The 22,521-nt window shown below is 46.0% G+C and carries 16 protein-coding genes and 2 pseudogenes; 12 read left to right on the plus strand and 6 right to left on the minus strand.

From position 1 onward, the window contains the following. Positions 1-57 precede the first annotated feature (57 nt). The 8 genes and pseudogenes from CHRO_RS16400 (at position 58) to CHRO_RS16430 (ending at position 8,809) form a co-directional block, all read left to right on the plus strand. On the plus strand, positions 58-291 hold the full coding sequence (locus CHRO_RS16400) for a DUF4327 family protein (RefSeq protein ID WP_015155351.1): 234 nt from the start codon (positions 58-60) through the stop codon (positions 289-291). A gap of 301 nt (positions 292-592) precedes the next feature. After that, positions 593-1,732: a sulfate ABC transporter substrate-binding protein gene (locus CHRO_RS16405; protein ID WP_015155352.1), complete on the plus strand. Its 1,140-nt coding sequence runs from the start codon at positions 593-595 to the stop codon at positions 1,730-1,732. 168 nt (positions 1,733-1,900) lie between these two features. Next, the gene (gene cysT, locus CHRO_RS16410; RefSeq protein ID WP_015155353.1) at positions 1,901-2,767 is read left to right on the plus strand and encodes a sulfate ABC transporter permease subunit CysT; all 867 of its coding nucleotides are present in this window, start codon (positions 1,901-1,903) and stop codon (positions 2,765-2,767) included. A 7-nt stretch (positions 2,768-2,774) separates the two neighbouring features. Beyond that, positions 2,775-3,626, plus strand: coding sequence for a sulfate ABC transporter permease subunit CysW (gene cysW, locus CHRO_RS16415; RefSeq protein WP_015155354.1), 852 nt, complete (start codon positions 2,775-2,777; stop codon positions 3,624-3,626). An 85-nt stretch (positions 3,627-3,711) separates the two neighbouring features. Continuing rightward, positions 3,712-4,824: an ABC transporter permease gene (locus tag CHRO_RS16420; protein WP_015155355.1), complete on the plus strand. Its 1,113-nt coding sequence runs from the start codon at positions 3,712-3,714 to the stop codon at positions 4,822-4,824. 150 nt (positions 4,825-4,974) lie between these two features. After that, positions 4,975-6,552, plus strand: a complete 1,578-nt coding sequence (locus tag CHRO_RS29720; protein WP_015155356.1) for a sensor histidine kinase — start codon at positions 4,975-4,977, stop codon at positions 6,550-6,552. A gap of 48 nt (positions 6,553-6,600) precedes the next feature. Next, positions 6,601-6,786 (plus strand): annotated as a pseudogene (locus CHRO_RS34810) (hypothetical protein); the annotation flags it as partial. After that, on the plus strand, positions 6,752-8,809 hold the full coding sequence (locus CHRO_RS16430; RefSeq protein ID WP_015155357.1) for a hybrid sensor histidine kinase/response regulator: 2,058 nt from the start codon (positions 6,752-6,754) through the stop codon (positions 8,807-8,809). The pseudogene CHRO_RS34810 and the gene CHRO_RS16430, both read left to right, overlap by 35 nt. Positions 8,810-8,955: 146 nt before the next feature. Here the strand turns inward: CHRO_RS16430 and tsaB are convergent, their stop codons facing one another. Together tsaB and CHRO_RS16440 are read right to left on the minus strand one after the other, a co-directional pair. After that, a complete protein-coding gene (tsaB, locus tag CHRO_RS16435; RefSeq protein WP_015155358.1) occupies positions 8,956-9,609 on the minus strand; it encodes a tRNA (adenosine(37)-N6)-threonylcarbamoyltransferase complex dimerization subunit type 1 TsaB in 654 nt (217 codons plus the stop codon). Positions 9,610-9,679: 70 nt separating this feature from the next. Next, positions 9,680-9,928 carry a Ycf34 family protein gene (locus tag CHRO_RS16440; RefSeq protein WP_015155359.1) on the minus strand — a complete coding sequence of 83 codons (249 nt, stop codon included), beginning with the start codon at positions 9,926-9,928 and terminating at the stop codon, positions 9,680-9,682. Positions 9,929-10,010: 82 nt separating this feature from the next. Between CHRO_RS16440 and CHRO_RS16445 the strand changes: the two genes are divergently transcribed. Further along, complete coding sequence (locus CHRO_RS16445) at positions 10,011-11,258, plus strand: CCA tRNA nucleotidyltransferase (protein ID WP_015155360.1); 1,248 nt, start codon at positions 10,011-10,013, stop codon at positions 11,256-11,258. Positions 11,259-11,491: 233 nt separating this feature from the next. On the opposite strand, the pseudogene trmD reads toward CHRO_RS16445, so the two are convergent. Further along, positions 11,492-12,196: pseudogene (gene trmD / locus CHRO_RS34405) on the minus strand (tRNA (guanosine(37)-N1)-methyltransferase TrmD); the annotation flags it as partial. A gap of 270 nt (positions 12,197-12,466) precedes the next feature. On the opposite strand from trmD, the gene CHRO_RS16455 reads away from it, so the two are divergent. Both CHRO_RS16455 and cphA read left to right on the plus strand, forming a co-directional pair. Next, complete coding sequence (locus CHRO_RS16455) at positions 12,467-13,330, plus strand: cyanophycinase (RefSeq protein ID WP_015155362.1); 864 nt, start codon at positions 12,467-12,469, stop codon at positions 13,328-13,330. A 155-nt stretch (positions 13,331-13,485) separates the two neighbouring features. Continuing rightward, positions 13,486-16,179, plus strand: a complete 2,694-nt coding sequence (gene cphA, locus CHRO_RS16460) for a cyanophycin synthetase (protein WP_015155363.1) — start codon at positions 13,486-13,488, stop codon at positions 16,177-16,179. Positions 16,180-16,243: 64 nt separating this feature from the next. Here the strand turns inward: cphA and tatA are convergent, their stop codons facing one another. From tatA to CHRO_RS16475, 3 genes are all read right to left on the minus strand, one after another. Then, positions 16,244-16,414: a twin-arginine translocase TatA/TatE family subunit gene (gene tatA, locus CHRO_RS16465; RefSeq protein WP_015155364.1), complete on the minus strand. Its 171-nt coding sequence runs from the start codon at positions 16,412-16,414 to the stop codon at positions 16,244-16,246. A gap of 92 nt (positions 16,415-16,506) precedes the next feature. Next, complete coding sequence (locus CHRO_RS16470; RefSeq protein ID WP_015155365.1) at positions 16,507-17,850, minus strand: serine/threonine protein kinase; 1,344 nt, start codon at positions 17,848-17,850, stop codon at positions 16,507-16,509. A gap of 233 nt (positions 17,851-18,083) precedes the next feature. Then, complete coding sequence (locus CHRO_RS16475) at positions 18,084-19,286, minus strand: RNA polymerase sigma factor, RpoD/SigA family (RefSeq protein ID WP_015155366.1); 1,203 nt, start codon at positions 19,284-19,286, stop codon at positions 18,084-18,086. A gap of 672 nt (positions 19,287-19,958) precedes the next feature. Between CHRO_RS16475 and priA the strand changes: the two genes are divergently transcribed. Next, positions 19,959-22,493 (plus strand): primosomal protein N', encoded by a 2,535-nt coding sequence (gene priA, locus CHRO_RS16480; RefSeq protein WP_015155367.1) that lies wholly within the window; start codon positions 19,959-19,961, stop codon positions 22,491-22,493. Positions 22,494-22,521 lie beyond the last annotated feature (28 nt).

Consider the following 22,521-nt stretch of genomic DNA (forward strand, 5'->3'; position numbering starts at 1 on the left):
CTGCCACCTTGAGAGAACAACACATCCGATACCCCGATCGAAACTTAGGTTAAAACTATGAGTGTAAATACGGTGCCACCAATCCGATATTCTTTGGACGTAATCCAAGATGAAGCCCGTCAGTTGGTCCAAAAAGGATTGGTTAGCCGCCAGCAGCCAATCTATACTCTGTGTCAGTACATTCCAGCACGGGAATGGGTTTGCATAGAGTGCGAATTAGAGCAATGTGATTTCTTGCTACGCGATCGCATCGGCGATCTGATTGGTAGAGAACAATGGGATAACGATTAAAAGGGCTATGGAATTAGAAACTAAGGGCTAGTGCGTCGTTGCACTAGCCCTTAGCGTTTTTAGCAAAAGAATCGTCAACTGAACAGCTCTTGAGAAGAGTGGCTAATAGTCGCGAATAATTAACTATTAGCCATTAGCAATCGTGCTCAAATCTTCATCCATTGTCTATAAACCCCACATTCTCGCTCGGAGAACGAGGATTTTTCTTGCTTTTTTCGGTTTGACTCTGTAATATCTATGACCAGATAGATTAAATACGGTAGTTCTACCAAAGATTCGTAGATTATTAGGAGACAATGACATGAGGTGGTGGCAGCAGACCTGGAAGCAATGGCAGCGGGCGGTTGAGCAGCTTGGTAGACTCAGGTGGAATTCGGTCAAAAGCTTGGCATCGCTATTTTTAGTTGGGGTGAGTTTGAGCGTGGCGATCGCCGCTTGTAGTGGTAATGGTAGTAATTCTGCTCAAAATCCTGCTGCTAGTCCTGTAGCGGCAAATAAGCAGGATGTGGAACTGACTCTCGTTTCCTTTGCCGTCACCAAAGCCGCTCACGATGCGATCGTTCCTAAATTTGTCGAGCAGTGGAAGCAAGAACATAATCAAAACGTGACCTTCAAGACGAGCTATGGTGGCTCTGGTTCCCAAACTCGCGCCGTGATTGATGGTTTGGAAGCAGATATCGTTCACTTAGCCCTTGCCCTCGACACGAGCCGGATCGAGAAAGCGGGACTGATCGAACCAGGATGGGAAAAAGAAGTTCCCGATAATGGCATTGTCTCTAAATCTGTTGCCGCATTAGTCACTCGTCCAGATAACCCCAAAGGTATTAAGACTTGGGCAGATTTAGCCAAAGATGGAGTCAGCCTGATTACAGCCGACCCGAAGACTTCCGGCATTGCCCGTTGGAATTTCCTGACGCTGTGGAATTCTGCCATCAAAACTGGTGCAAGCGAAGAACAAGCACTCGACTTTGTGAGCAAAGTTTATGGCAACGTGCCAATTTTAACTAAAGATGCGCGAGAAGCAACTGATGTCTTTTTCAAGCAAGGGCAGGGAGATGCTTTAATTAACTACGAAAACGAAATTCTTCTAGCACAGCAAAGAGGCGGCGAGAACGTTGCTTATATCATTCCCGATGTCAATATTTCCATCGACAATCCCATCGCTGTAGTGGATAAAAATGTAGACAAGCACGGCAGTCGCGAAGTCGCCGAAGCTTTCGTGAAATACCTATTTACACCCGAAGCTCAGCAAGAGTTTGCCAAAGTCGGATTTCGACCCGTGGACGAGACAGTAGCTCAAACCAAGGAAAATACTGACAAATATCCCAAAGTGCAAAATCTCGGATCGGTGAAGGACTTTGGGGGATGGAACGCAGTCCAAGCTAAATTCTTTGAAGACGGAGCAGTTTTCGACCAAATTCAAGCCAAAATTAATCGTTAATTGTTGCGTGGTGCGTGGAAGAAATTTTACATACATTCTTCTGACTCCTTTTCGGGCGGGTTTGACGGAGAACATATCCGTCTAGCGACAGCTAACGCGAATAAACCCGCCCCTACGACTCCTGATTCTTGATTCTTAACTTTTAACTTTTGACTTTTAACTTTTCAGATGGCTGTATCTCCTGCACCTCGATTTGGTTTTCGCAATTCAGTAGCTCAAAAGTTGCGGCAATGGTTGTTTCATATGCCTTGGACGTGGCGCATTACGCTGGGATATCTCACAGTGATGTTATTCCTTCCCATTGCGGCAATGTTCCTCAAAGCGAGTACAGAAGGTCCTGTTAACTTTTGGCGCATTGCTACTAGTCCCGTGGCGCTGGCAACATACAACGTCACATTTGTGACATCAATCTTGGCGGCTTTGATGAATGGACTTTTTGGCACTCTGATTGCCTGGGTTTTAGTGCGCTACACATTTCCCTTCAAAAGATTAATTGACGCTTCGATCGATTTGCCCTTTGCCTTACCAACTTCGGTAGCAGGGCTAACGCTGGCAACAGTGTATAGCAATAATGGCTGGATTGGCTCTTTGCTTGCTCCTTTGGGAATTAAAGTGTCCTTCACCCGTTTGGGCGTATGGGTAGCCATGATTTTTATTTCGCTACCTTTTGTGGTACGGACAGTGCAACCTGTCATGCAAGAAATGGAAAGAGAAATTGAAGAAGCTGCTTGGTCTTTAGGGGCAGATCGGTGGCAAACTTTTGTGCGGGTGATTTTACCACCTCTATTTCCAGCAATCTTGACTGGTGTGGCTTTGGGTTTCTCCCGTGCTGTAGGAGAGTATGGCTCAACCGTAATTATTTCCTCCAACACGCCTTTTAAAGATTTAATTGCACCCGTACTGATTTTTCAACGCTTAGAGCAATATGATTACTCTGGTGCAACTGTCATCGGTACGGTGTTGCTGTTGATTTCATTAGTGTTGCTGCTGTTGATTAATCTTTTGCAGGCTTGGGGAAGACGGTATGACGACTAGGAAGGATATGAATTCTCGGATGAATAATAGCAAAGCTAAGTCCAGGGAACAAAAGAGTTGGGTTCCAACAATTTTGATTGTCGTCGCGATCGCCTATGTCAGTTTAGTGCTTTACATCCCTGCCTTAAACGTCTTCATCCAAGCTTTTAGCAGAGGAGTTGGTCCATTTTTTGCTAACCTGACTCGACCGGAGTTTCTCCATGCCGTCCAATTAACTGTAATGTTAGCCGCGATCGCCTTACCGCTGAATACAGTTTTTGGATTATGTGCGGCTTGGGCGCTGACCCGTCATCGATTTCCAGGTCGTGCTTTTGTTTTGAGTTTGATCGATCTGCCCTTTTCCATCTCGCCTGTAGTTGCAGGTCTGATGATTGTCTTGCTCTACGGACGACAAGGATGGTTTGGTGGATGGTTGCAAGATCGCGGGCTGAATATTATCTTTGCCTTTCCAGGTATGGTTTTGGCAACAGCGTTCGTGAGTATGCCGTTTGTTGCCCGTGAGGTGATTCCCGTATTGGAGGAATTAGGGTCAGATCAAGAAGAGGCTGCCAAGACTCTAGGGGCGAACGACTGGCAGATCTTTTGGCGCGTCACCTTACCCAATATCCGATGGGGTTTACTCTACGGCTTAATTTTGACTAATGCGAGAGCTATGGGCGAATTTGGGGCGGTTTCGGTGGTTTCGGGAAATATTTCGGGAAAAACCCAAAGTTTACCGCTATTTGTTGAAGATGCTTACAAGCAGTATGAAACTGAAGCTGCCTACTCTGCTGCTGTACTATTAGCACTGTTGGCTGTAGTGACGTTGGTATTGAAGGAAATTTTGGAACGGAAAACTCGAATTAAAGATGTGGAATAAGGTGAAATTTTGTATTTAGCTTAAAATACAGATTTAACTGGCTACAAGGGCGCACGGCTGTGCACCCCTACTCTCCTCCCCAATCATGAACTGGTGGCAAAGACTTAAAAAGAATCCCCTCGCCCGCTTTGGGGCGATTCTGCTACTCATTTTTTACATTGCAGTTTTCGCTGCTGATTTTGTCGCACCCTACGACCCTTATGAGTCTCAAGCTAATGGTTCCCTGCTGCCACCCACACAAATTTATTGGCAGAATACACAAGGGCAATTTGTTGGACCTCACGTTTACCCTACGACTCAAGGTAAGACAGATTTAAATACAGGCGATCGCCAACTGATTGTAGACCGGACTAAGCCTGCTTGGTTCCGCTTGTTTGTTGCAGGCGATCGCTACCAACTATTTCGTCTCAGCTTACCACTGGGCAATAATTTTGAAGAAGTGGAAGTATTTAGTGGCATTCCTGTTAACCTACATTTATTCGGTACAACTGGGGCTAAATTTAACTTGTTGGGAACTGACGAACAGGGACGCGATCAATTTAGCCGCCTGTTACATGGGGGGCGCGTTAGCCTCAGCGTTGGTTTAATCGGAGTCGCTATCTCTTTTCCCCTCGGCATGATTGTCGGCGGTATTTCTGGCTATTTTGGTGGCTGGATCGATAGCATCATCATGCGTCTTGTAGAAGTCTTAATGACGATTCCTGGTCTTTATCTATTGGTTGCTTTGGCAGCAGTTTTACCACCAGGACTAAGTAGCGCTCAGCGATTTATGCTGATTGTTTTAATTACTTCTTTTATCAGTTGGTCTGGACTGGCGCGAGTCATTCGCGGACAAGTTCTATCGATTAAAGAGCGAGAATTCGTTCAAGCAGCTAAAGCTATGGGTGGCGATCCTTTCTACATCATCATCCGTCACGTTCTGCCTCAAACAGCAACGTATATCATCATCTCAGCGACTCTATCCGTACCTGGATTTATTGCGGCAGAATCGGTGTTAAGTCTAATCGGATTGGGCATTCAGCAACCCGATCCATCTTGGGGCAATTTGCTCTCTTTAGCAACAAATGCCTCAATTTTAGTGCTACAACCTTGGTTGGTTTGGCCTCCCGCGATATTAATTATTGTTACAGTGCTGGCATTTAATTTATTAGGAGATGGCTTGCGCGATGCCCTCGATCCTCGTAGTGTCAGACGGTAGGAGACAAGTTGGAAGTCGTAAGTCGTAAGTCGGGAGTGGCTAGTAGTAAATAGTCACTGCTCCCTACTCCCTGCTCGGGCGCTCCCTGATAACTGTAGAGGTGGATTAAGCTGGATTATTCCTTAATATTCTTTCCAGCTTTTCTTGCTTATGCTTAGTAGTCTGTTGTTGGGTGCAAATAGTGTCATTGCGGTTTGCTACTTCGCAATATCCTTCCTGATCTTTCAGGGACTCCGACGCGGACAAAAGCATTTACTCAAGAACCCACTCGTTCTAGCAACTGTTATTATCTTTTTCACCTGTGCTGTGGGTCACTCCGTCCATGTTGTAGGTGGAATTGTTGACGAACAATATTCGCAACTGACAATGCAGGTGCAAGTTGTTGTGGACTTGCTGACTGCTAGTATTGCTGTCATTTACTTTGCACTGCGCCGACAGTACTCTTTACTCGTTGATGGTCCGTTGCTGCTAGCTCAGACTCAAAGCCAATTGGCGAAAGCGATCGCCGAGCTAGCACAAACAAAAGGCAATTTAGAGAATGCGGTTGTAGAACGCACCACCGAATTATTACACGCCAATCAACAACTGGATGAATTGTTGGGACGCGAACAAAAGGCTCGTCAAGCAGTCACCGAACTACTAGAAAGCATTTCCGATGCGTTTTTTGCCTTGGACGGCGACTGGCGATTTACCTACATTAATTCCCAAGCCGAAAACTTGTTGCAGCGATCGCCAGAAGAATTACTCAATCGTCACGTTTGGTCTGAATTTCCCGCAATTGTAGGAACTGTTTTCGAGCGCGAATATCGCCGAGCTGCAACAGAACAAGTCACCGTTCAATTTGAAGAATTCTTGGCACCACTTGACAAATGGTTAGGGGTTCGAGTTTATCCGGCGGCGAACGGATTATCAGTTTATTTGCAAGATATTACAGAGCGCAAACAAGAACAGTCACTTCTACAAGAACTCAATCATAATCTAGAACAGCGGGTAACCGAGCGCACGTCACAATTAGCAGCTGCGAATAAAGAACTAGAAGCCTTTTCCTATTCTGTCTCCCACGATCTTCGCGCCCCACTACGCAGTATCGACGGTTTCAGTCTAGCTTTACTAGAACGTTGTACTAACTTGGACGAAAAAGGGAAGCATTATCTGCAACGTATTCGTGCTGCTAGTCAAAGAATGGGAGAACTGATTGAAGAATTGCTTCACCTATCGCGGGTGACGCGCAGCGAAATGCGGTTACAAAATCTCGATTTGAGCGCAGTGGTACGAAATATCGCTTCAGAATTACAACAGGCACAACCAGAACGAGTCGTAGAATTTGCGATCGCTCCCGATCTCACCGCACCAGCAGATCCACAACTCATTCGAGTTTTATTTGAGAATTTACTCAATAACGCTTGGAAATTTACCTCGCGCACAAAATCTGCTCGAATTGAATTTGGCAAACTTCCATTAAAACAGCTCAAATTCTTTACAGAACGCTCTTTATCTCCTTTTAATTCCTCTAATGTTTATTTTATTAGTGATAATGGTGCTGGCTTCGACATGGCATATGCTGCTAAATTGTTCGTTGCCTTTCAACGCCTCCATTCAGAAGATGAATTTCCTGGGAATGGCATTGGATTGGCTACAGTCAAGCGGATCGTTCTACGTCACGGAGGGCAAATTTGGGCAGAGAGTATCATAGGTCGAGGGACAACATTTTTCTTTACATTACGGTAATGGTAATGGGTAATTGGTAATTGGTAATTGATAATTGGTAGTTGACGGTTAACCGTTGTCGTACTGACAACTTCCAACGAACAGGAAGATATGATTAACAGCTACGAATTAGGTTGCAATAGCTACGTGCGCAAACCTGTAAACTTTACGGATTTTTTGGTAGCTTCTCGGCAGCTTGGGTTATACTGGCTCCACTTAAATGAATTCCCGCTATGTAACTCATACCGTGAGTAAACCTCTACGTATCTTACTAGTTGAAGACTCAGAAGATGATGCTGAGTTATTGGTGTGTCATTTAGAACGCCATAACTACGATGTAGAGTGGCTGAGGGTACAAACTCCAGAGGCAATGTCGAGCGCCCTAGATCGCCAACAGTGGGATATCATTCTAGCCGATTACTCGTTACCAAAATTTAATGCTACTGATGCTTTGCACGTATTGCAATCTAAAGCTTTAGACATTCCATTTATCATTGTCTCTGGCAACATTGGTGAAGAAACTGCTGTCGCAGCCATGAAAGCCGGAGCGCACGACTACATTATGAAGGGGAATTTGGCGCGTCTAGTCCCCGCGATCGAACGAGAGATTGAAGAGGCTGCTTCTAGGCGAGAACGCCAACGCATTCAGTTAGAACTTAAAGAAAGTGAAGCTCGCTGGCACTTAGCACTAGATGGTGCTAATGACGGACTTTGGGACTGGGATATTAAAAATCATACAGCTTTTCTTTCAGCCCGTTGGAAAGCAATGCTGGGTTATGCAGAAAATGAAATTGACAATCGCTTTGAAGAATGGGCGAACCGCGTGCATCCAGACGATGTGGCATCGGTGATGCGATCGCTACAAGAGCATCTTGCCCGACAAACTGAATTTTACCGCACAGAACATCGCCTTCGCTGTAAAGATGGTACTTACAAATGGATTTTGTCTCGCGGCAAAGTCTCGTGGGATGAAACTGGCGCTGCAATCCGCATGGTTGGTTCCCATACAGATATTACTTCCACGAAGCAGATGGAAGATACCCTAAGACAACAAGCCGAAAGTTTAACAGCAGCAAATCGGATCAAAGATGAGTTTTTAGCTGTTGTGTCTCACGAACTACGCGCACCGCTCAATGCCATTCTTGGTTGGTCGCAAATACTTCGCACGCGAAAATTTACGACGACTACTAAATGGGAAATATTAGAAGCGATCGAACGCAATGCGAAATGGCAACAACATTTAATTGAAGACTTATTAGATGTCTCCCGCATTGTTCAAGGTACGCTCGAACTTCAGTTTACTCCAGTCTATCTACCGTCGATTATTGCTGCAACAATTAAGGCAGTACAACCGATGGCTGATGCAAAAAGAATTCAACTTAAGTTTACAGTCGATCCTGATTGGGAAGACGCAGAAATAGAAAGACAAATTTTGCTTTTGGCTGACTCTAACCGATTGCAACAAGTCTTTTGGAATTTGCTAAGTAATGCAATTAAGTTTTCTGCCGAAGGTCAACAAGCAGACATTTGCCTATCATTAGTTGCTGACGATTCTAACAGCCAATCTCAAATTGACAGCTACGCTCAAATTCAAATTATCGATCGCGGTCAAGGCATTAGTGCTGAGTTTCTGTCGCATGTATTCGATCGCTTTCGGCAAGAAAATAGCTCTAGCGCATCGCATGGCGGGTTGGGATTGGGACTGGCAATCGTCCGTCACATCGTCGAAATGCACGGTGGGACAGTTGGTGTTGCTAGCGACGGAGTTGGACAGGGAGCAACTTTCACAGTTCAGCTACCACTACCAAAACAAAAATTGAGTCAAAATCGGCAGCCTTCTACTGCCGATCTCTGGTTGGAGACATCAGAACCATATCCCTTAGTGGGGAGAAAAGTTTTAGCGGTTGATGACGAACCCGATACTTTGGAATTATTGGCAGTAGCTCTCACGGAGTACGGTGCTGAGATTGTTGTTGCTGGCTCAGTACCGGAAGCGATCGCTGCCTTTACCCAGTTCAAACCAGATATTATGGTTTGCGATCTGGGGATGCCAGGAGAAGATGGTTATGCTTTGATTCACCAAATTAGAATGCTGGAGATAGGACTAGGTACTCATACCCCAGCGATCGCCTTGACTGGATTTGCCAGAGAATCAGACCGCGAGCGCGCGATCGCTGCTGGTTTTCAAATACATCTCTCTAAACCCATCAATCCCTATCAATTAATGTCGATAATTCTGAAACTGACTAAAGATAGTTATTTAGCTGAAAAGATATAAGGGAGCAGGGAACAGTTATCAGTAACCAGTGACCAGTGACCAGTTATCCGCAACCAATGAGCTGACGGAGCCGACGGAGCTGAGGGAGAATTACTTCTGACTCCTGACTCCTAATTTTTGACTTTTAGCTTTTGACTTTTGACTTTTCAGTCTACCGGATGCTGTCCGTAAAAAGGTAATGCTGCTGACCAGTGGGGGCGTTTGCCTTGTTGCCATTCGAGTTCGGCTAATTCTAAAATTTGAGAGACAGAAGCTCCTAAATTCCCCTCAGCAGAAACTAGTTGACAAGGGGCTGAAAAATCAGCCAAAGTTTGCTGCCATGCTTCGGGAGACATAACTGTATCTGCTAATAGGGGAGTTAAGGCTTGCGAATCTGAAGTCGATTGATAAATTGCCGTAAATAATTGTCCTCGCTGGGCTGGCATTTGTACGGCGACAGGTTTTTCGCCTCGATGTCCCCAGGCGACTGCGGCTAAAGTTGAGATGGCAAATAGGGGAATATCGAGTTGTTGCGCTAGCGTCCGCGCCGTTACCACGCCGATCCGCGTCCCTGTAAAGCCTCCTGGTCCCTTAGCTACAGCAATAAATGCTAAGTCAGACCAAGTTTGAGGTTGCAAAAATTCAGCTAAATTTTGGTGCAAAAAACTTGACAGATCGCGCCCCAAATGCACGACGCGATCGCGTCTATTTTCCTGAAAATTACTAATTGCCAGTCCTAACTCTGGTGTTGTCGTGTGTAGGGCAAGGGCGTAGTTGGTAATTGGTAATTGGTAACTGGTAATTGGTAGTTGGTGGTTCATGATTAATTTTTTGTTTCCATCAACTGTTGACTCTCTGCTATTACCTATTACCTATTACCCATTACCATCTTCATGTCGGTACGAGTTCGCCGGGGCGCAGTTTTGACCATTTACCCATTTCGGCTTTGAAACTGAGGCAACCTACTACGTCCCATTCCATTTCAATGTAGTCTTCTTTAGGACGGATGTTGACGTTAATGCTTGGTTCGACTGGTTCAAAAGTTGGGTTTTCGGTCAAGTGGGGTTGCTGGTGTTGGTGTTCTACTGCATGATAGGTCATGCAGCGATCCACGTAATGGCAATTGACGCAGATGCACATAGAACCTTCTCCATTGGCTTTTCTGTTAATTTAGCTTATACAAATTGGATGTGAGTCAACTGCTGGGTTGATTTTTGTTGCGATGTCTCCCCCTTTATTATCTCAATTATTTACCAATCTGCCCTTTGAGTGGGAATGGTTGCCTCAACCATCGTACCTAGTAGGTGGTGCAGTCCGCGATCGCCTACTCGGGAGAAACTCAGATTATTTGGATTTAGATTTTGTTTTACCAGAAAAAGCGGTTGAGACAGCTAGGGCGATCGCCAAACATTACAAAGCTGGTTTTGTCTTACTCGACGCGCAAAGGCAGATTGCTAGAGTTGTGTTTAAAAATGCTACCGTTGATTTTGCCTTACAAGAAGGTGCTACGCTCGAAACCGACTTGCAACGGCGAGATTTTACGATTAATGCGATCGCCTACAATCCTCACACTCAAGAACTCATCGATCCTTTACAGGGATATACTGACTTACAGCAACGCTTGTTACGGATGATATCGCCTGCAAATTTGCAAGACGATCCGCTACGGTTGCTCAGAGGTTATCGTCAAGCTGCTCAGTTAGATTTTGCTCTCGAACCAAATACGCGATCGATAATTCGTCAGCTTGCACCTTTAATTGGACGAGTAGCAGCCGAACGAGTACGAGTAGAATTAGGCTATCTCCTCAATAGCGATCGCGGTACGGCATGGTTGGAAGTTGCTGGGGAAGATGGGTTACTTACACCTTGGTTTCCCAGTATGACGCGATCGCATATAGAGCGATTACTCAAGGTTAACTCTGCCGCTGCTAGCTTATCATCATTTCCCCAGTTAGTTCGAGAACTCAGTCAACCAGTACGAAATACAATCAAAACTTCCTGGTTGGGAATTGTCAAACTGACTTGTCTCGTTTCTACAAATTCAGCTACAGCAGAAATAGAGTTAGATAAATTAGCTTACAGTCGCTCAGAAATTAAAGCTGTTACTACAGCCTTACAACTATTACCTCAACTCCAAGCAAAATCGCCCGAACAAATGACTTTAGCAGAGCAATACTTTTTCTTTCGTGCTGCTGGTGTTGTTTTTCCCGCGATTGTCATTTTAGCTGTAGTACAAGGAACGAGTATAGATTTACTCTCTTTGCTCATTCACCGCTATCTCAACCCCAAAGATCCAGTTGCCCATCCTACCCCAATTCTGACGGGTAATGACTTAATGAAAGCCCTCCAACTCTCACCTAGTCCGCTGATTGGGGAAATGCTGTTACAGATTCAACTAGCGCAAATCGAAGGTAAAATCTCGACTGTAGAAGAAGCGATCGCATTTGCAGCAAAAAGACTAGACAGTTGACAGTTATCAGGTAGAGAGTGGTGATGGGTAGTTGGTAGTTGGTAGTTGGTAGTTGGTAGTTGGTAGTTGCGTGAAACACTTGTGACTTGTGACTTGTCTTGCTCCCTCAGCAACCTTGTCCCCCTTGTCCCCCTTGTCCCCCTTCGCCCCCTAATCCCCACTCCCTTCGGTCGTGGGGTCCCCGAGTTCCCCCTTGTCCCCCTTGTCCCCCTTGTCTCCCCTGTCCCCCTTGTCCCCCCTGCTCCCCTGCTCCCCTGCTCCCCTGCTCCCTCTAACAAATCGGGACGACGCTCGCGGGTGCGTTGAATTTGCTGTTCGTAGCGCCACTGGGCGATCGCTTGATGGTTGCCCGAAAGTAAAACTTCTGGAACTTTCCAGCCGCGAAATTCTGCCGGACGAGTATATTGAGGATAATCTAACAACCCTGCCTCAAAACTTTCGGCTTTAAGAGACTCTGTTTTTCCTACCGTTCCTGGTTGTAGCCGGATAACTCCATTCATCAATGCTAGAGCGGGAATTTCTCCTCCAGTTAATACGAAATCACCTAAAGAAATCTCTCGCGTGACTAAATGCAGTACGCGATCGTCTACCCCTTCATAATGCCCGCAGATAATGACTATTTGCTCGCAGTTACCTGCTAATTCTTTGAGCAACGATTGATTCAAAGGTTGACCTTGAGGAGTCATTAATATCGTTTCTCGACGCGGTAAAATTGGGAGTGATTCAACGGCAGCGAAAATCGGATCTGGTTTCATCAACATCCCTACACCACCACCGTAGGGTTCGTCATCGACCTTGCGGTGCTTGTCCGTGGTAAAGTCACGAGGATTAACCAGATTTACCTCAGCAATTTTTTTTGCCAAAGCTTTACACATCAATCCTGAGCTAAGAGGAGAGGTGAAGAAGTCGGGGAAGAGAGTAACTATATCAAAACGCACAAAAACTCAACCAGAAAAATGACTATATTAAACAGTTATCAGTGATTAGTGGCTGGTGGCTAGCTGCTCACAAATGACGAATGACGAATGACAAAAGTGTTGCTTATTGTTTAAATTATGTTTAAATATTGTCACGTCTGGCAAATTACTGAGCGGTCAGGGTAAAAAAAAATCAATTGGTACGGTCTCAACCTCGGATTGAATGCTTTGCAGCACTGAAGCGATCGCGGGAGCGGACTTTGAATGAGGTTGACGAGAAGGAAAGAAACAATGGTGCAATTAGAGGCTCAATCGCTGGAAATGAGGACTCCCCAAGCTACAAAAACAGCCATTTTGGTGATCGGTGGAGCAGAGGATAAGGTTCACGGAAGGGAAATCCTGCACACGTTTTTTGCTCGTGCCGGATCGACAGATGCCCATATTGCTATTATTCCTTCTGCTTCTCGCGAACCGACAATTATTGGCGCACGCTATCTTAGCATTTTTGAAGAAATGGGAGCAAAAAAAGTTGAAGTCTTGGATATCCGAGAACGACAACAGTGCGATGAGCCAAACGTTCAGGCATGTCTGGCTGCTTGTACGGGAGTCTTTTTGACCGGGGGGGATCAACTACGTCTGTGTGCGGTGTTGGCAGATACCCCAGCGATGGATATTATTCGGATGCGGGTGCAGCGGGGACAGTTGACTTTAGCTGGTACGAGTGCGGGAGCTGCCGTGATGGGGCATCACATGATTGCTGGCGGTGGCAGCGGCGAGTCACCAAATCGAGCGCTGGTAGATATGGCGATCGGTCTGGGAATCATCCCTGATGCGATCGTGGATCAGCACTTTCACAATCGCAACCGGATGGGACGGTTGCTCAGTGCAGTTGCCTGTCATCCAGATCGTCTGGGGATCGGGATCGATGAAGATACTTGCGCTATGGTCGAGAAAGATGGCACTTTAAGGGTAATGGGCAAAGGTACAGTTACGATTGTCGATCCTGGGGAAATGTCTTACACTAACCATGCCGATATTGGTGCTGCCGAGCCTTTGAGTTTGCATAACTTACGAGTGCATATTTTGAGTTATGGCGATCGCTACCATTTACAAAAGCGGATCGTTTTGGCTCCCGTGCAAAGACTACCTCAGTAGAATTCGGAATTCGGAATTCGGAATTATATTCTTTCATTGGGAAGAATATGAGTTGCATTTTTGATTTTCAGTGAAAATGTGATTTTCGATACAGTTGTCGCTAAGTCTTGAGCGAGACACTAGTTAATTGGTTGCACCCCCCATTTCCCAATCCCATGAGAATTCTGAAAATCCAGACTTTACGCGGTCCCAACTATTGGAGCATTCGCCGACATAAGCTGATCTTGATGCGGCTCGATTTAGAAGAGTTAGCCGAGCAACCAACGAATCAAATCCCAGGCTTCTATGAAGGACTGGTCGAAACTCTGCCGAGTTTAGAATCGCATTTCTGCTCTCCTGGGTGTCGCGGTGGTTTCCTGATGCGGGTGCGGGAAGGCACTATGATGGGGCATGTGGTGGAGCATATCGCTTTAGAGTTACAAGAACTGGCAGGCATGTCAGTCGGCTTTGGACGGACGCGGGAAACCTCAACGCCAGGGATTTATCAGGTGGTGTTCGACTATGAAGACGAGCAGGCAGGACGCTATGCGGGAAGGGCTGCCGTGCGGATGTGCCAAAGTATTGTGGAGCAAGGAAGATATCCCCAGGCTGAGTTAGAGCAGGATTTGCAGGATCTCAAGGAACTGTATCGGGATGCGGCGCTAGGACCGAGTACGGAAGCGATTATAGAAGAGGCAGCAGCTAAGGGAATTCCCTGGATGAATTTGGGGGCGCGGTTTTTGATTCAGCTGGGTTACGGTGCGAATCAAAAGCGGGTGCAAGCTACCATGAGCGATCGCACGGGAATTTTGGGTGTAGAACTTGCCTGCGATAAGGAGAGTACGAAACGGATTTTAGGCAATGCAGGCGTACCCGTTCCCCAAGGGACGACAATTAGCTATTTAGATGAATTAGAAGATGCGATCGCCTCTGTTGGCGGTTATCCAATTGTGATTAAACCCTTGGATGGCAACCACGGGCGGGGGATCACGATCGATATTAGAACCTGGGAAGAAGCTGAAGCCGCCTACGATGCTGCGAAAGAAGTTTCTCGCGCTGTCATTGTCGAGCGTTACTACGTCGGGCGCGATCATCGAGTATTAGTCGTAGACGGCAAGGTGGTTGCCGTTGCCGAGCGCGTCCCCGCTCACGTTGTCGGTGATGGTGAGAGTACGATCGAACAGTTAATTGAAGAAACGAACCAAGACCCGAATCGAGGTGAGGGACACGATAACGTCCTGACCAAAATTCAACTCGATCGCACCAGTTTTCAATTGCTCGAACGCCAGGGATATACCTTAGATACGGTATTAACAGAGGGCGAAGTTTGCTACTTGCGGGCAACAGCAAACTTGAGTACGGGCGGGATCGCTGTAGACCGTACCGATGACATTCACCCAGAAAATGCTTGGTTAGCGCAGCGAGTCGCGAAAATCGTTGGCTTAGATATCACGGGGATCGATATTGTCACCTCCGATATCAGCCGCCCGTTGCGGGAAACTGAGGGTGTAATTGTCGAAGTGAATGCGGCTCCAGGCTTTAGGATGCACGTTGCTCCCAGTCGCGGCATTCCGCGTAACGTTGCTGGGGCAGTATTAGATATGCTATTTCCCCCAGGTACGCCCAGCCGAATTCCAATTATTGCCTTGACGGGGACGAACGGTAAGACAACCACTACACGCCTGACGGCACACCTGATTAAACAGAGTGGTAAGGTTGTCGGCTACACCACAACTGATGGCACGTATATCGGCGATTATTTGGTAGAACCAGGTGATAATACTGGTCCCCAAAGCGCTCAGTTGATTTTGCAAGACCCCACGGTGGAAGTTGCCGTACTGGAGTCGGCGCGGGGAGGAATTTTGCGATCGGGACTGGCTTTTGATGCTAGCGATATTGGGGTGGTGTTGAATGTGGCTGCCGATCATTTAGGAATTGGCGACATTGACACGCTCGAACAAATGGCGCACCTCAAAAGTGTAGTAGCGGAAGCCGTGCAACCAAATGGTTATGCCGTCCTCAACGCCGACGACCCTCTTACAGCACAAATGCGCGATCGCGTCAAGTCTAAGCTGGCTTGGTTTTCCATGTCTCCAGACAATCCTTTGATTCAAGAGCATACCCAGCAGGGTGGCTTGGCAGCAGTGTATGAAAACGGCTACCTCTCAATTTTGCAAGGAGATTGGACGCTGCGGATCGAACAGGCAGCGAACGTACCGTTAACTATGGGCGGACGCGCACCGTTTATGATTGCCAACGCTTTAGCCGCAAGTTTGGCAGCTTATGCCTATGGCGTGCAGATCGAACAGATCCGTGCTGGATTGGCTACGTTCCGCGCTTCCAGCAGTCAGACTCCTGGGCGGATGAATTTATTCAACCTGGGTGAATATCATGCCTTGGTAGACTACGCTCACAATCCGCACAGCTATGAGGCATTAGGGGGATTCATTCGCAACTGGACGGCAGGAGAAAGAATTGGTGTTATTGGGGGTCCAGGCGATCGCCGTGACGAAGATTTTATTATGTTGGGTAGGCTTTCAGCAGAAATTTTCGATCGCATCATTATTAAAGAAGACGACGATAACAGAGGTCGCCCCAGGGGAGACGCAGCTGAATTAATTTCCAAGGGAATTATGCAGGTCAAGTCCGATTGTCGTTACGAGATCGTTTTAGATGAGACGACAGCAATCAATACAGGTTTAGACACTGCTTCCAACGGTAGTTTGGTTGCGATCCTCCCAGAAAGCGTCAGCCGTGCTATTAGCTTAATTCAAGCCCGTAATCCCCTAAGCGATAATTCTCTCCAGCCTCCCAGCGTGGCGGCGCAAGATAATGCAATGGGGATCGTATCGTCGGTGAATCAGATTTAGTCATTTGTCATTGGTCATTGGTCATTTGCAAAAATATGGTTTTGACTTTTGACTTTTGACTTCCTCATTCCTCTTCAGAATTGGGATCGTCTGATTGGGGATTTTTCAGTTCTTCTTTGAAGCCACGTAGGGTTTTACCCAGGGAACTGCCGATTTCGGGAATTTTCTTGGGACCAAAAATTAGAATTGCAATAATGAAGATGATTCCGACTTCCGCCCATCCTAGACCAAACATAAAATTCTCCTGTCAACCTTCCTTCTTACTAATCATAGATGGGGTGCGATAACTTCGTAACAGGGAGCAGGGAGTAGTTAAGAAATGAGTCGCTACTGTTTTGTAATTGGTATTTCCAGCCATGCACTGAGTTCTTGGGCTAGCCAGTCAATTTCTGAGGGAGAGATTGAACCGTCGTTACCCAGTTCGTATTTTTTGGTTCCCGCCCAAATTGTCAAACGAGAGACATTGCCAAAAGATGCGATCGCCAGTTTTTCAATTTCTTGTCTCGGCAGTTGATGGCGCGGCTGTTTAAATCGAAAGCCGAACATTTCGTAACTGCGGGTTATTTGTTGAGGATCTATAGTAATTCGGACTTTCCCAAATAAAGCTGATAATATCCGCCAGACCATGCTTGCACCCGCACCCAAAAAAGGGAGTGAAAATAAGGCGAAGAAAAGATTCATTCCCATTGGTGCTGTGATGAGAGCCGAGGCTAGCCAAAATACTAAAAACGAATTCCAGGCGATCGCAAATAAGCTTAAAGAAAGAATTTCAGGACTAAAACCTTTGCTAGGAAGTAAAATTTCTACAGAATTGGCATCTTGATGTAATTTAATCTTACTTCCAAACGGTTGCGAAATTATCGGTACGATATTTACAGGTTGTTCTAAAGCTGCTAATGCTTCCCGAGCCGAACTCAAACGCCGATCTAAGTTTGGTTCAATCATCCACTTCAACCAGCGGGTAAATTCAGGACTCAAATTTGCCACTGATTCAAATTGAATTTTGCCGTCTTTGTGCGGCAGATCGGCAGGATGAATCCCCGTAACCAAGTAAATTAAAGTTGTACCTAAGCTGTATAAATCGGAGGCGGGAACAGCGCGATCGCCAAATTGTTCGGGTGGCATATAGCCATATGTCCCCACAACTGTCATAGTTCCGCCTTCCTTAGAAGCTAAAGTTTGTACGGAACCGAAATCGACTAAATATATTTTTTCTATGCGATCCCCAAGCAAAATGTTACTGGGTTTCAGATCTCTGTGAATGACTGGTGGTTTTTGTCCGTGGAGGTAAATCAAAATTTCTAGTACTGACTTAGCTAATTGTTTGACTTCCGCCTCGCTAAACCTTCGTCCAGCTTTGAGTTCTGTTTCTATAGATTTCCCTTCTACATAAGACTGTACTAGAGCAAAACCTTTAGTGTAGGGTGTATCGAGTTCAAAAAAATCTAAATATTTAGGAATAGCGGGATGAGATAAAGCTTTTAAAGTTTCTGCTTCCCGTTCAAATAATTTCAATGCCTCCCATTCAAAATCTATCCCGAAGGAGAGGAGTTTGATAACAACTAATGCTTCTGTTTTCAAATCTCGCGCTAGTAGCGTTTTGCGCCCGGCTTTTTTTGCCAATTGCTGCTGAATTTCATAGCGCGAAGTGAGGCGATCGCTATAGTTCATATTTCGTAATTCGTGCTTTGGAGGGTGCAATGCACGTGTCGCACCCTACAGAAATGGTAGCAATTGGAGCCGATTGAAAGAGAATATCGCGCAAAGACGCAAAGGCACAAAGGAATGAAGGGTATCTTCGCGGGCGATCCGAGTCTCAAGGAGATCTCACGTATGCAATGCTTAGCAACAAGCTACTAGTCCTCAGTAACGCTTTGCCCTTCTGCGTCTTTGCGCGACCAAAATTATAACAGCCAGCCTTTCAAGCGTTTAGCAATGTGAGGACGACGCAGTTTCCGCATGGCTTTACTTTGGATTTGTCTGACTCTTTCGCGCGAGAGGTTGAACAAACAACCGACTTCCTCTAAGGTACAAGGTTCGCTTGTCGTTAACCCGTAACGCAGAGAAATTACGTCTTTTTCCCTGGGAGTAAGGACATCGCCTAAAACATCCCATATTTCCTGTCTCATCATGGTTTCGCTCATCTGTTGTTCGGGAGATTGAGCGTCGTTGTCTTCTAAGAGATCGACTAATTCTGTATCTTCCTCTTTCCCGACTCGATGATTGAGAGATAAAGCTTTGCGCCGTAACTGTTGTAATTGACGTAGCTGTTCTGGTGGAACTTCTAATGCTGCGGCTAATTCAATTTCTGAAGGATTGCGTTGGAGTTTTTGTTTTAACTCTCGTTGATATTTTTTAAGTTTATTTAATTTTTCAACAATGTGAATTGGTAACCGAATTGTTCTAGCGTCATTAGCGATCGCCCGCGTAATTGCTTGACGAATCCACCAATAGGCATAGGTAGAAAACTTATATCCCTTGTCGGGATCGAATTTTTCCGTGGCGCGGTTGAGTCCCATTGCGCCTTCTTGAATCAGATCTAGAAATGGCAAACCACGATTTAAATAGCGTTTGGCGATAGAAACTACTAAGCGTAAATTGGAACGGATCATTTTTCGCTTTGCCACTCGTCCCAAATACAGTTGATGTTCTAATTGCTTGTCTGAAATTCCTAACTCCGCTATCAATTCTTCTCGGTTTGGTTGACGTTTGAGTTGCTTTTGCAATCCTCTTTGAGTTTCTTCAACTTCAACTAAAAACCGAACTCGACGCGCCAATTCTACTTCTTCGTCTGCTTTCAGCAGGGGATAACGCGCCATTTCTTTAAAAAACGCTCCCACTGCGTCGTCAAACTGAGTTTTTTGATACTCCGAAGCTCTTGCTGCTCCAATCCCATCAAAGTCTCGTTCGTCAGCCTCCCACCCTTCTGTCAAGGCGATCGCTGTTTCTTCTATATTGGGTGTTGTTAGCTCGGGTAGCTGCTCTGGTTCCGATTCGACTTCTCGATTCAAAGCGGTAATTACCTCTATTTCGGCAATATCTATATCGCTGTTGAATTCAGGGGTAGGGAAGCGATCGTGTTGGTACGGCTGCTTTCTTTCGTACATAAACACTGGCACAAGGTAGATGGGAGACTACTTAATTAAAAATTAAGTTTCAGGCTTGAAACTTGTCTGGGTAATTATCTTCTGATTAGAAGCTTATTATCAGTTTTTCTCGACTTGAAGACCTTTCAAATTCGTATTTTTTATCACCAAGTTCGCTCGGCAATAAACACTGTAAATTGAGAGCGAGAGTTTTATTAAATTTTCCAACCATGCTTATCGTAGGCTAATTATCGTTTGAAATGCAATGTAAATAGTTAGAGATTTCCTGTTTTTCTATGGCAAACCTATTAAGTTTTTATTAAAATTTGCTCTGTATTTCAGAAAAATGAATAGGTTCTCCAAAAGTTATGAGATATACCAAGCCAATTAGATGTTTAGTATTCCTAAATGTAGGCTAGCTCTGTTAATAAAAGTTACCAATTATACACATATAATTAGCTGATTCATTAAATTTTCTTAAAGTATTTGTTCCTAAAAATTAGGATGGCATAGAATTAACGGTTTAAATCTCTATCAATAGGGAGAAAATACTTATTGGAAGTCAAAAGTCGAAAGTCAGAAGTCAAAACTAACTGCTCCCCACTCCCTTCATTGCGAATTCAGAAGGCAAATTGTAATATGGATTACCACAGGTCGCGCCAAGGATAATTGTAGGAGTAGGCTAATTTAGGTATGGTCGGGGTAAATTTAACAGGCAGATCTGTGGTAGCTGAATTACAAGGATACTACCAATCGCAAACGAACCAGCGTTGGCTGGAAGTTTTGGTAGATTGTCCTGGAACGCAGGAAGTCTATACTTATAAGTTGCCAGCTCAATTGACGGTACAACCGGGAGATATCCTCAGCGTGCCGTTTGGGGCAAATCAAGTTGGTGCGATCGCCTTACGATTTGTAGAACATCCTCCCGTCGATCTATCGCCAGACAAAATTCGTGCTGTTGAAGATGTGGTGAGTCGGGGCTTTTTCCCGCCTGCTTACTGGGAACTACTCAATCGAGTGGCAGCATATTACTACACTCCCTTGATTGCAGCGATTCGCGTTGCCTTGCCACCCGGACTATTGGGGCGATCGCAGCGTCGGATTAAACTAATTGGGGAAATTAAGCCTGGTGTTGATGCGTTCTGCACTCCGGCGGCGAAAGAAATTTTGGCACTGCTGCAAGCTCAACCTAATAAAGACTACAGCTTTATTTATCTGCAACGGCAAGTTAGAAATGCCTATCGGGGAGTGCGAGAATTGTTGCGCCTGTCGTTGGTAGAAAGTTATCTAGAACCACCCCGCCTGACACGACCCAAGTTGCAAAAAGCTGTAACGTTGGTAGGTACGGGATTAGAACGAGATATTACGTCTCGACAACAGGAAATTTTAGACGTGTTGCGACGGCAGGGCGGCGATATTTGGTTGAGCGAATTGTTACGACTGTGTAACGCCAGTCCTAGCACCCTCAAAACATTAGAACAAAAGGGTTATGTTGTCATTGAAGAACGGGAAATGCTGCGGCAAGAACAAGGAGTATTGCAAGCAGCAGACGAGCCAAAAACGCTGACAGCAGCTCAGTCACGAGCAGTAGAAACAATTACTCAATTAGCAGGATGCGATCGCGTCTTATTGCATGGAGTGACGGGATCGGGTAAAACTGAAGTCTATTTACAGGCGATCGCGCCCATATTACGTCAAGGCAAATCGGCTTTAGTTTTAGTACCGGAAATCGGTTTAACTCCCCAACTTACAGACAGATTCCGCGCCCGCTTCGGTAGCAAAGTATGCGTTTACCATAGCGCCCTCTCAGATGGAGAAAGATACGATACCTGGCGACAAATGCTCTTAGGAGAACCCCAAGTTGTCATTGGTACTCGTTCTGCTATTTTTGCCCCCTTACCCCGTCTTGGCTTAATTATTTTAGACGAGGAACACGACAGCAGCTTTAAGCAAGACTCCCCCATCCCCACCTACCACGCCCGTACCGTCGCCCAGTGGCGCGCTGAATTAGAAAACTGTCCCTTAGTGTTGGGTTCTGCAACCCCTTCTTTGGAAAGTTGGGTGATTAGTAGGGAGCAGGGGAGCAGAGGGGCAGAGGAGCAACAACAAACAACTACCAACTACCAACTACCAACTACCCATTACCTCTCCTTACCAGAACGCATCCAATCCCGCCCTCTCCCACCTGTAGAAGTGGTGGATATGCGTCAGGAGATTCAGGAGGGCAATCGCTCGATTTTCAGCCGGGCGCTGTTGGAGGCTTTGCAGCAGTTGCAAGCACGGGGACAGCAGGGAATTTTATTTATCCATCGACGGGGACACAGCACGTTTGTTTCGTGTCGCAGTTGCGGTAACGTGCTGGAGTGTCCTGCTTGCGATGTGTCGCTGTCCTATCACCATACGGAAGAAGGTGCGCCGCAGTTGTTGCGGTGTCATTACTGTAATTACAGTCAATCTCATCCTCGTAATTGTCCCGAATGCGGTTCCCCCTATTTGAAATTTTTTGGCAGCGGGACGCAACGGGTGGCGCAGGAAATTACGCGGTTGTTTCCCCAGTTGCGGTTTATTCGGTTTGATAGCGATACAACTCGGACTAAAGGGGCGCACCGGACGCTGTTAACTCAGTTTGCCAACAGAGAAGCAGATTTATTAATTGGGACGCAAATGCTGACGAAAGGGTTGGATCTGCCTCAAGTTACCCTGATTGGTGTGGTAGCGGCGGATGGGTTATTGCATTTACCCGACTACAGAGCCGCAGAACGTGCCTTTCAAACTCTGACTCAGGTTGCGGGAAGGGCGGGACGCGGTGACGATCCTGGTAGAGTGATCCTACAAACGTATACTCCCGATCATCCGGTGATTCAAGCCGTACGGCAACATGAATATGAAGGGTTTGTAGAGGCGGAGTTGCAACAGCGAGTGGCGTTGAATTATCCGCCTCACGGACGATTGATTTTGTTGCGTTTGAGTAGTGTTGAGGCGAGTGCGGTAGAAAATACAGCTGGAGCGATCGCATCCTATCTCAATAATTACATTACGCCTAGTTGGGAAATTTTGGGTCCTGCCCCAGCGAATATTTTGCGAGTGGCTAATCGTTACCGTTGGCAAATTCTCCTGAAGATTGCGACCGATCTGCAACCAGTGTTACCTGATTGGCAGCAGGTGCGTTCGCTTTGTCCTAATAATGTGAGTTTGACCATTGATGTCGATCCGCTCAATTTGATGTGATGTCTCTCATCCAATACCCATTACGATC

The sequence above is a fragment of the Chroococcidiopsis thermalis PCC 7203 genome (genome assembly GCF_000317125.1).
GTDB classification, from domain to species: domain Bacteria; phylum Cyanobacteriota; class Cyanobacteriia; order Cyanobacteriales; family Chroococcidiopsidaceae; genus Chroococcidiopsis; species Chroococcidiopsis thermalis.

Excerpts from the sequence above, each read along its gene's own strand:
- CHRO_RS16400 (WP_015155351.1), top strand. The coding sequence starts at position 58 with ATGAGTGTAAATACGGTGCCACCAATCCGATATTCTTTGGACGTAATC.
- CHRO_RS16405 (WP_015155352.1), top strand. The coding sequence starts at position 593 with ATGAGGTGGTGGCAGCAGACCTGGAAGCAATGGCAGCGGGCGGTTGAG.
- cysT (WP_015155353.1), top strand. The coding sequence starts at position 1,901 with ATGGCTGTATCTCCTGCACCTCGATTTGGTTTTCGCAATTCAGTAGCT.
- cysW (WP_015155354.1), top strand. The coding sequence starts at position 2,775 with ATGAATTCTCGGATGAATAATAGCAAAGCTAAGTCCAGGGAACAAAAG.
- CHRO_RS16420 (WP_015155355.1), top strand. The coding sequence starts at position 3,712 with ATGAACTGGTGGCAAAGACTTAAAAAGAATCCCCTCGCCCGCTTTGGG.
- CHRO_RS29720 (WP_015155356.1), top strand. The coding sequence starts at position 4,975 with ATGCTTAGTAGTCTGTTGTTGGGTGCAAATAGTGTCATTGCGGTTTGC.
- CHRO_RS16430 (WP_015155357.1), top strand. The coding sequence starts at position 6,752 with ATGAATTCCCGCTATGTAACTCATACCGTGAGTAAACCTCTACGTATC.
- tsaB (WP_015155358.1), bottom strand. The coding sequence starts at position 9,609 with ATGAACCACCAACTACCAATTACCAGTTACCAATTACCAATTACCAAC.
- CHRO_RS16440 (WP_015155359.1), bottom strand. The coding sequence starts at position 9,928 with ATGTGCATCTGCGTCAATTGCCATTACGTGGATCGCTGCATGACCTAT.
- CHRO_RS16445 (WP_015155360.1), top strand. The coding sequence starts at position 10,011 with ATGTCTCCCCCTTTATTATCTCAATTATTTACCAATCTGCCCTTTGAG.
- CHRO_RS16455 (WP_015155362.1), top strand. The coding sequence starts at position 12,467 with ATGGTGCAATTAGAGGCTCAATCGCTGGAAATGAGGACTCCCCAAGCT.
- cphA (WP_015155363.1), top strand. The coding sequence starts at position 13,486 with ATGAGAATTCTGAAAATCCAGACTTTACGCGGTCCCAACTATTGGAGC.
- tatA (WP_015155364.1), bottom strand. The coding sequence starts at position 16,414 with ATGTTTGGTCTAGGATGGGCGGAAGTCGGAATCATCTTCATTATTGCA.
- CHRO_RS16470 (WP_015155365.1), bottom strand. The coding sequence starts at position 17,850 with ATGAACTATAGCGATCGCCTCACTTCGCGCTATGAAATTCAGCAGCAA.
- CHRO_RS16475 (WP_015155366.1), bottom strand. The coding sequence starts at position 19,286 with ATGTACGAAAGAAAGCAGCCGTACCAACACGATCGCTTCCCTACCCCT.
- priA (WP_015155367.1), top strand. The coding sequence starts at position 19,959 with ATGGTCGGGGTAAATTTAACAGGCAGATCTGTGGTAGCTGAATTACAA.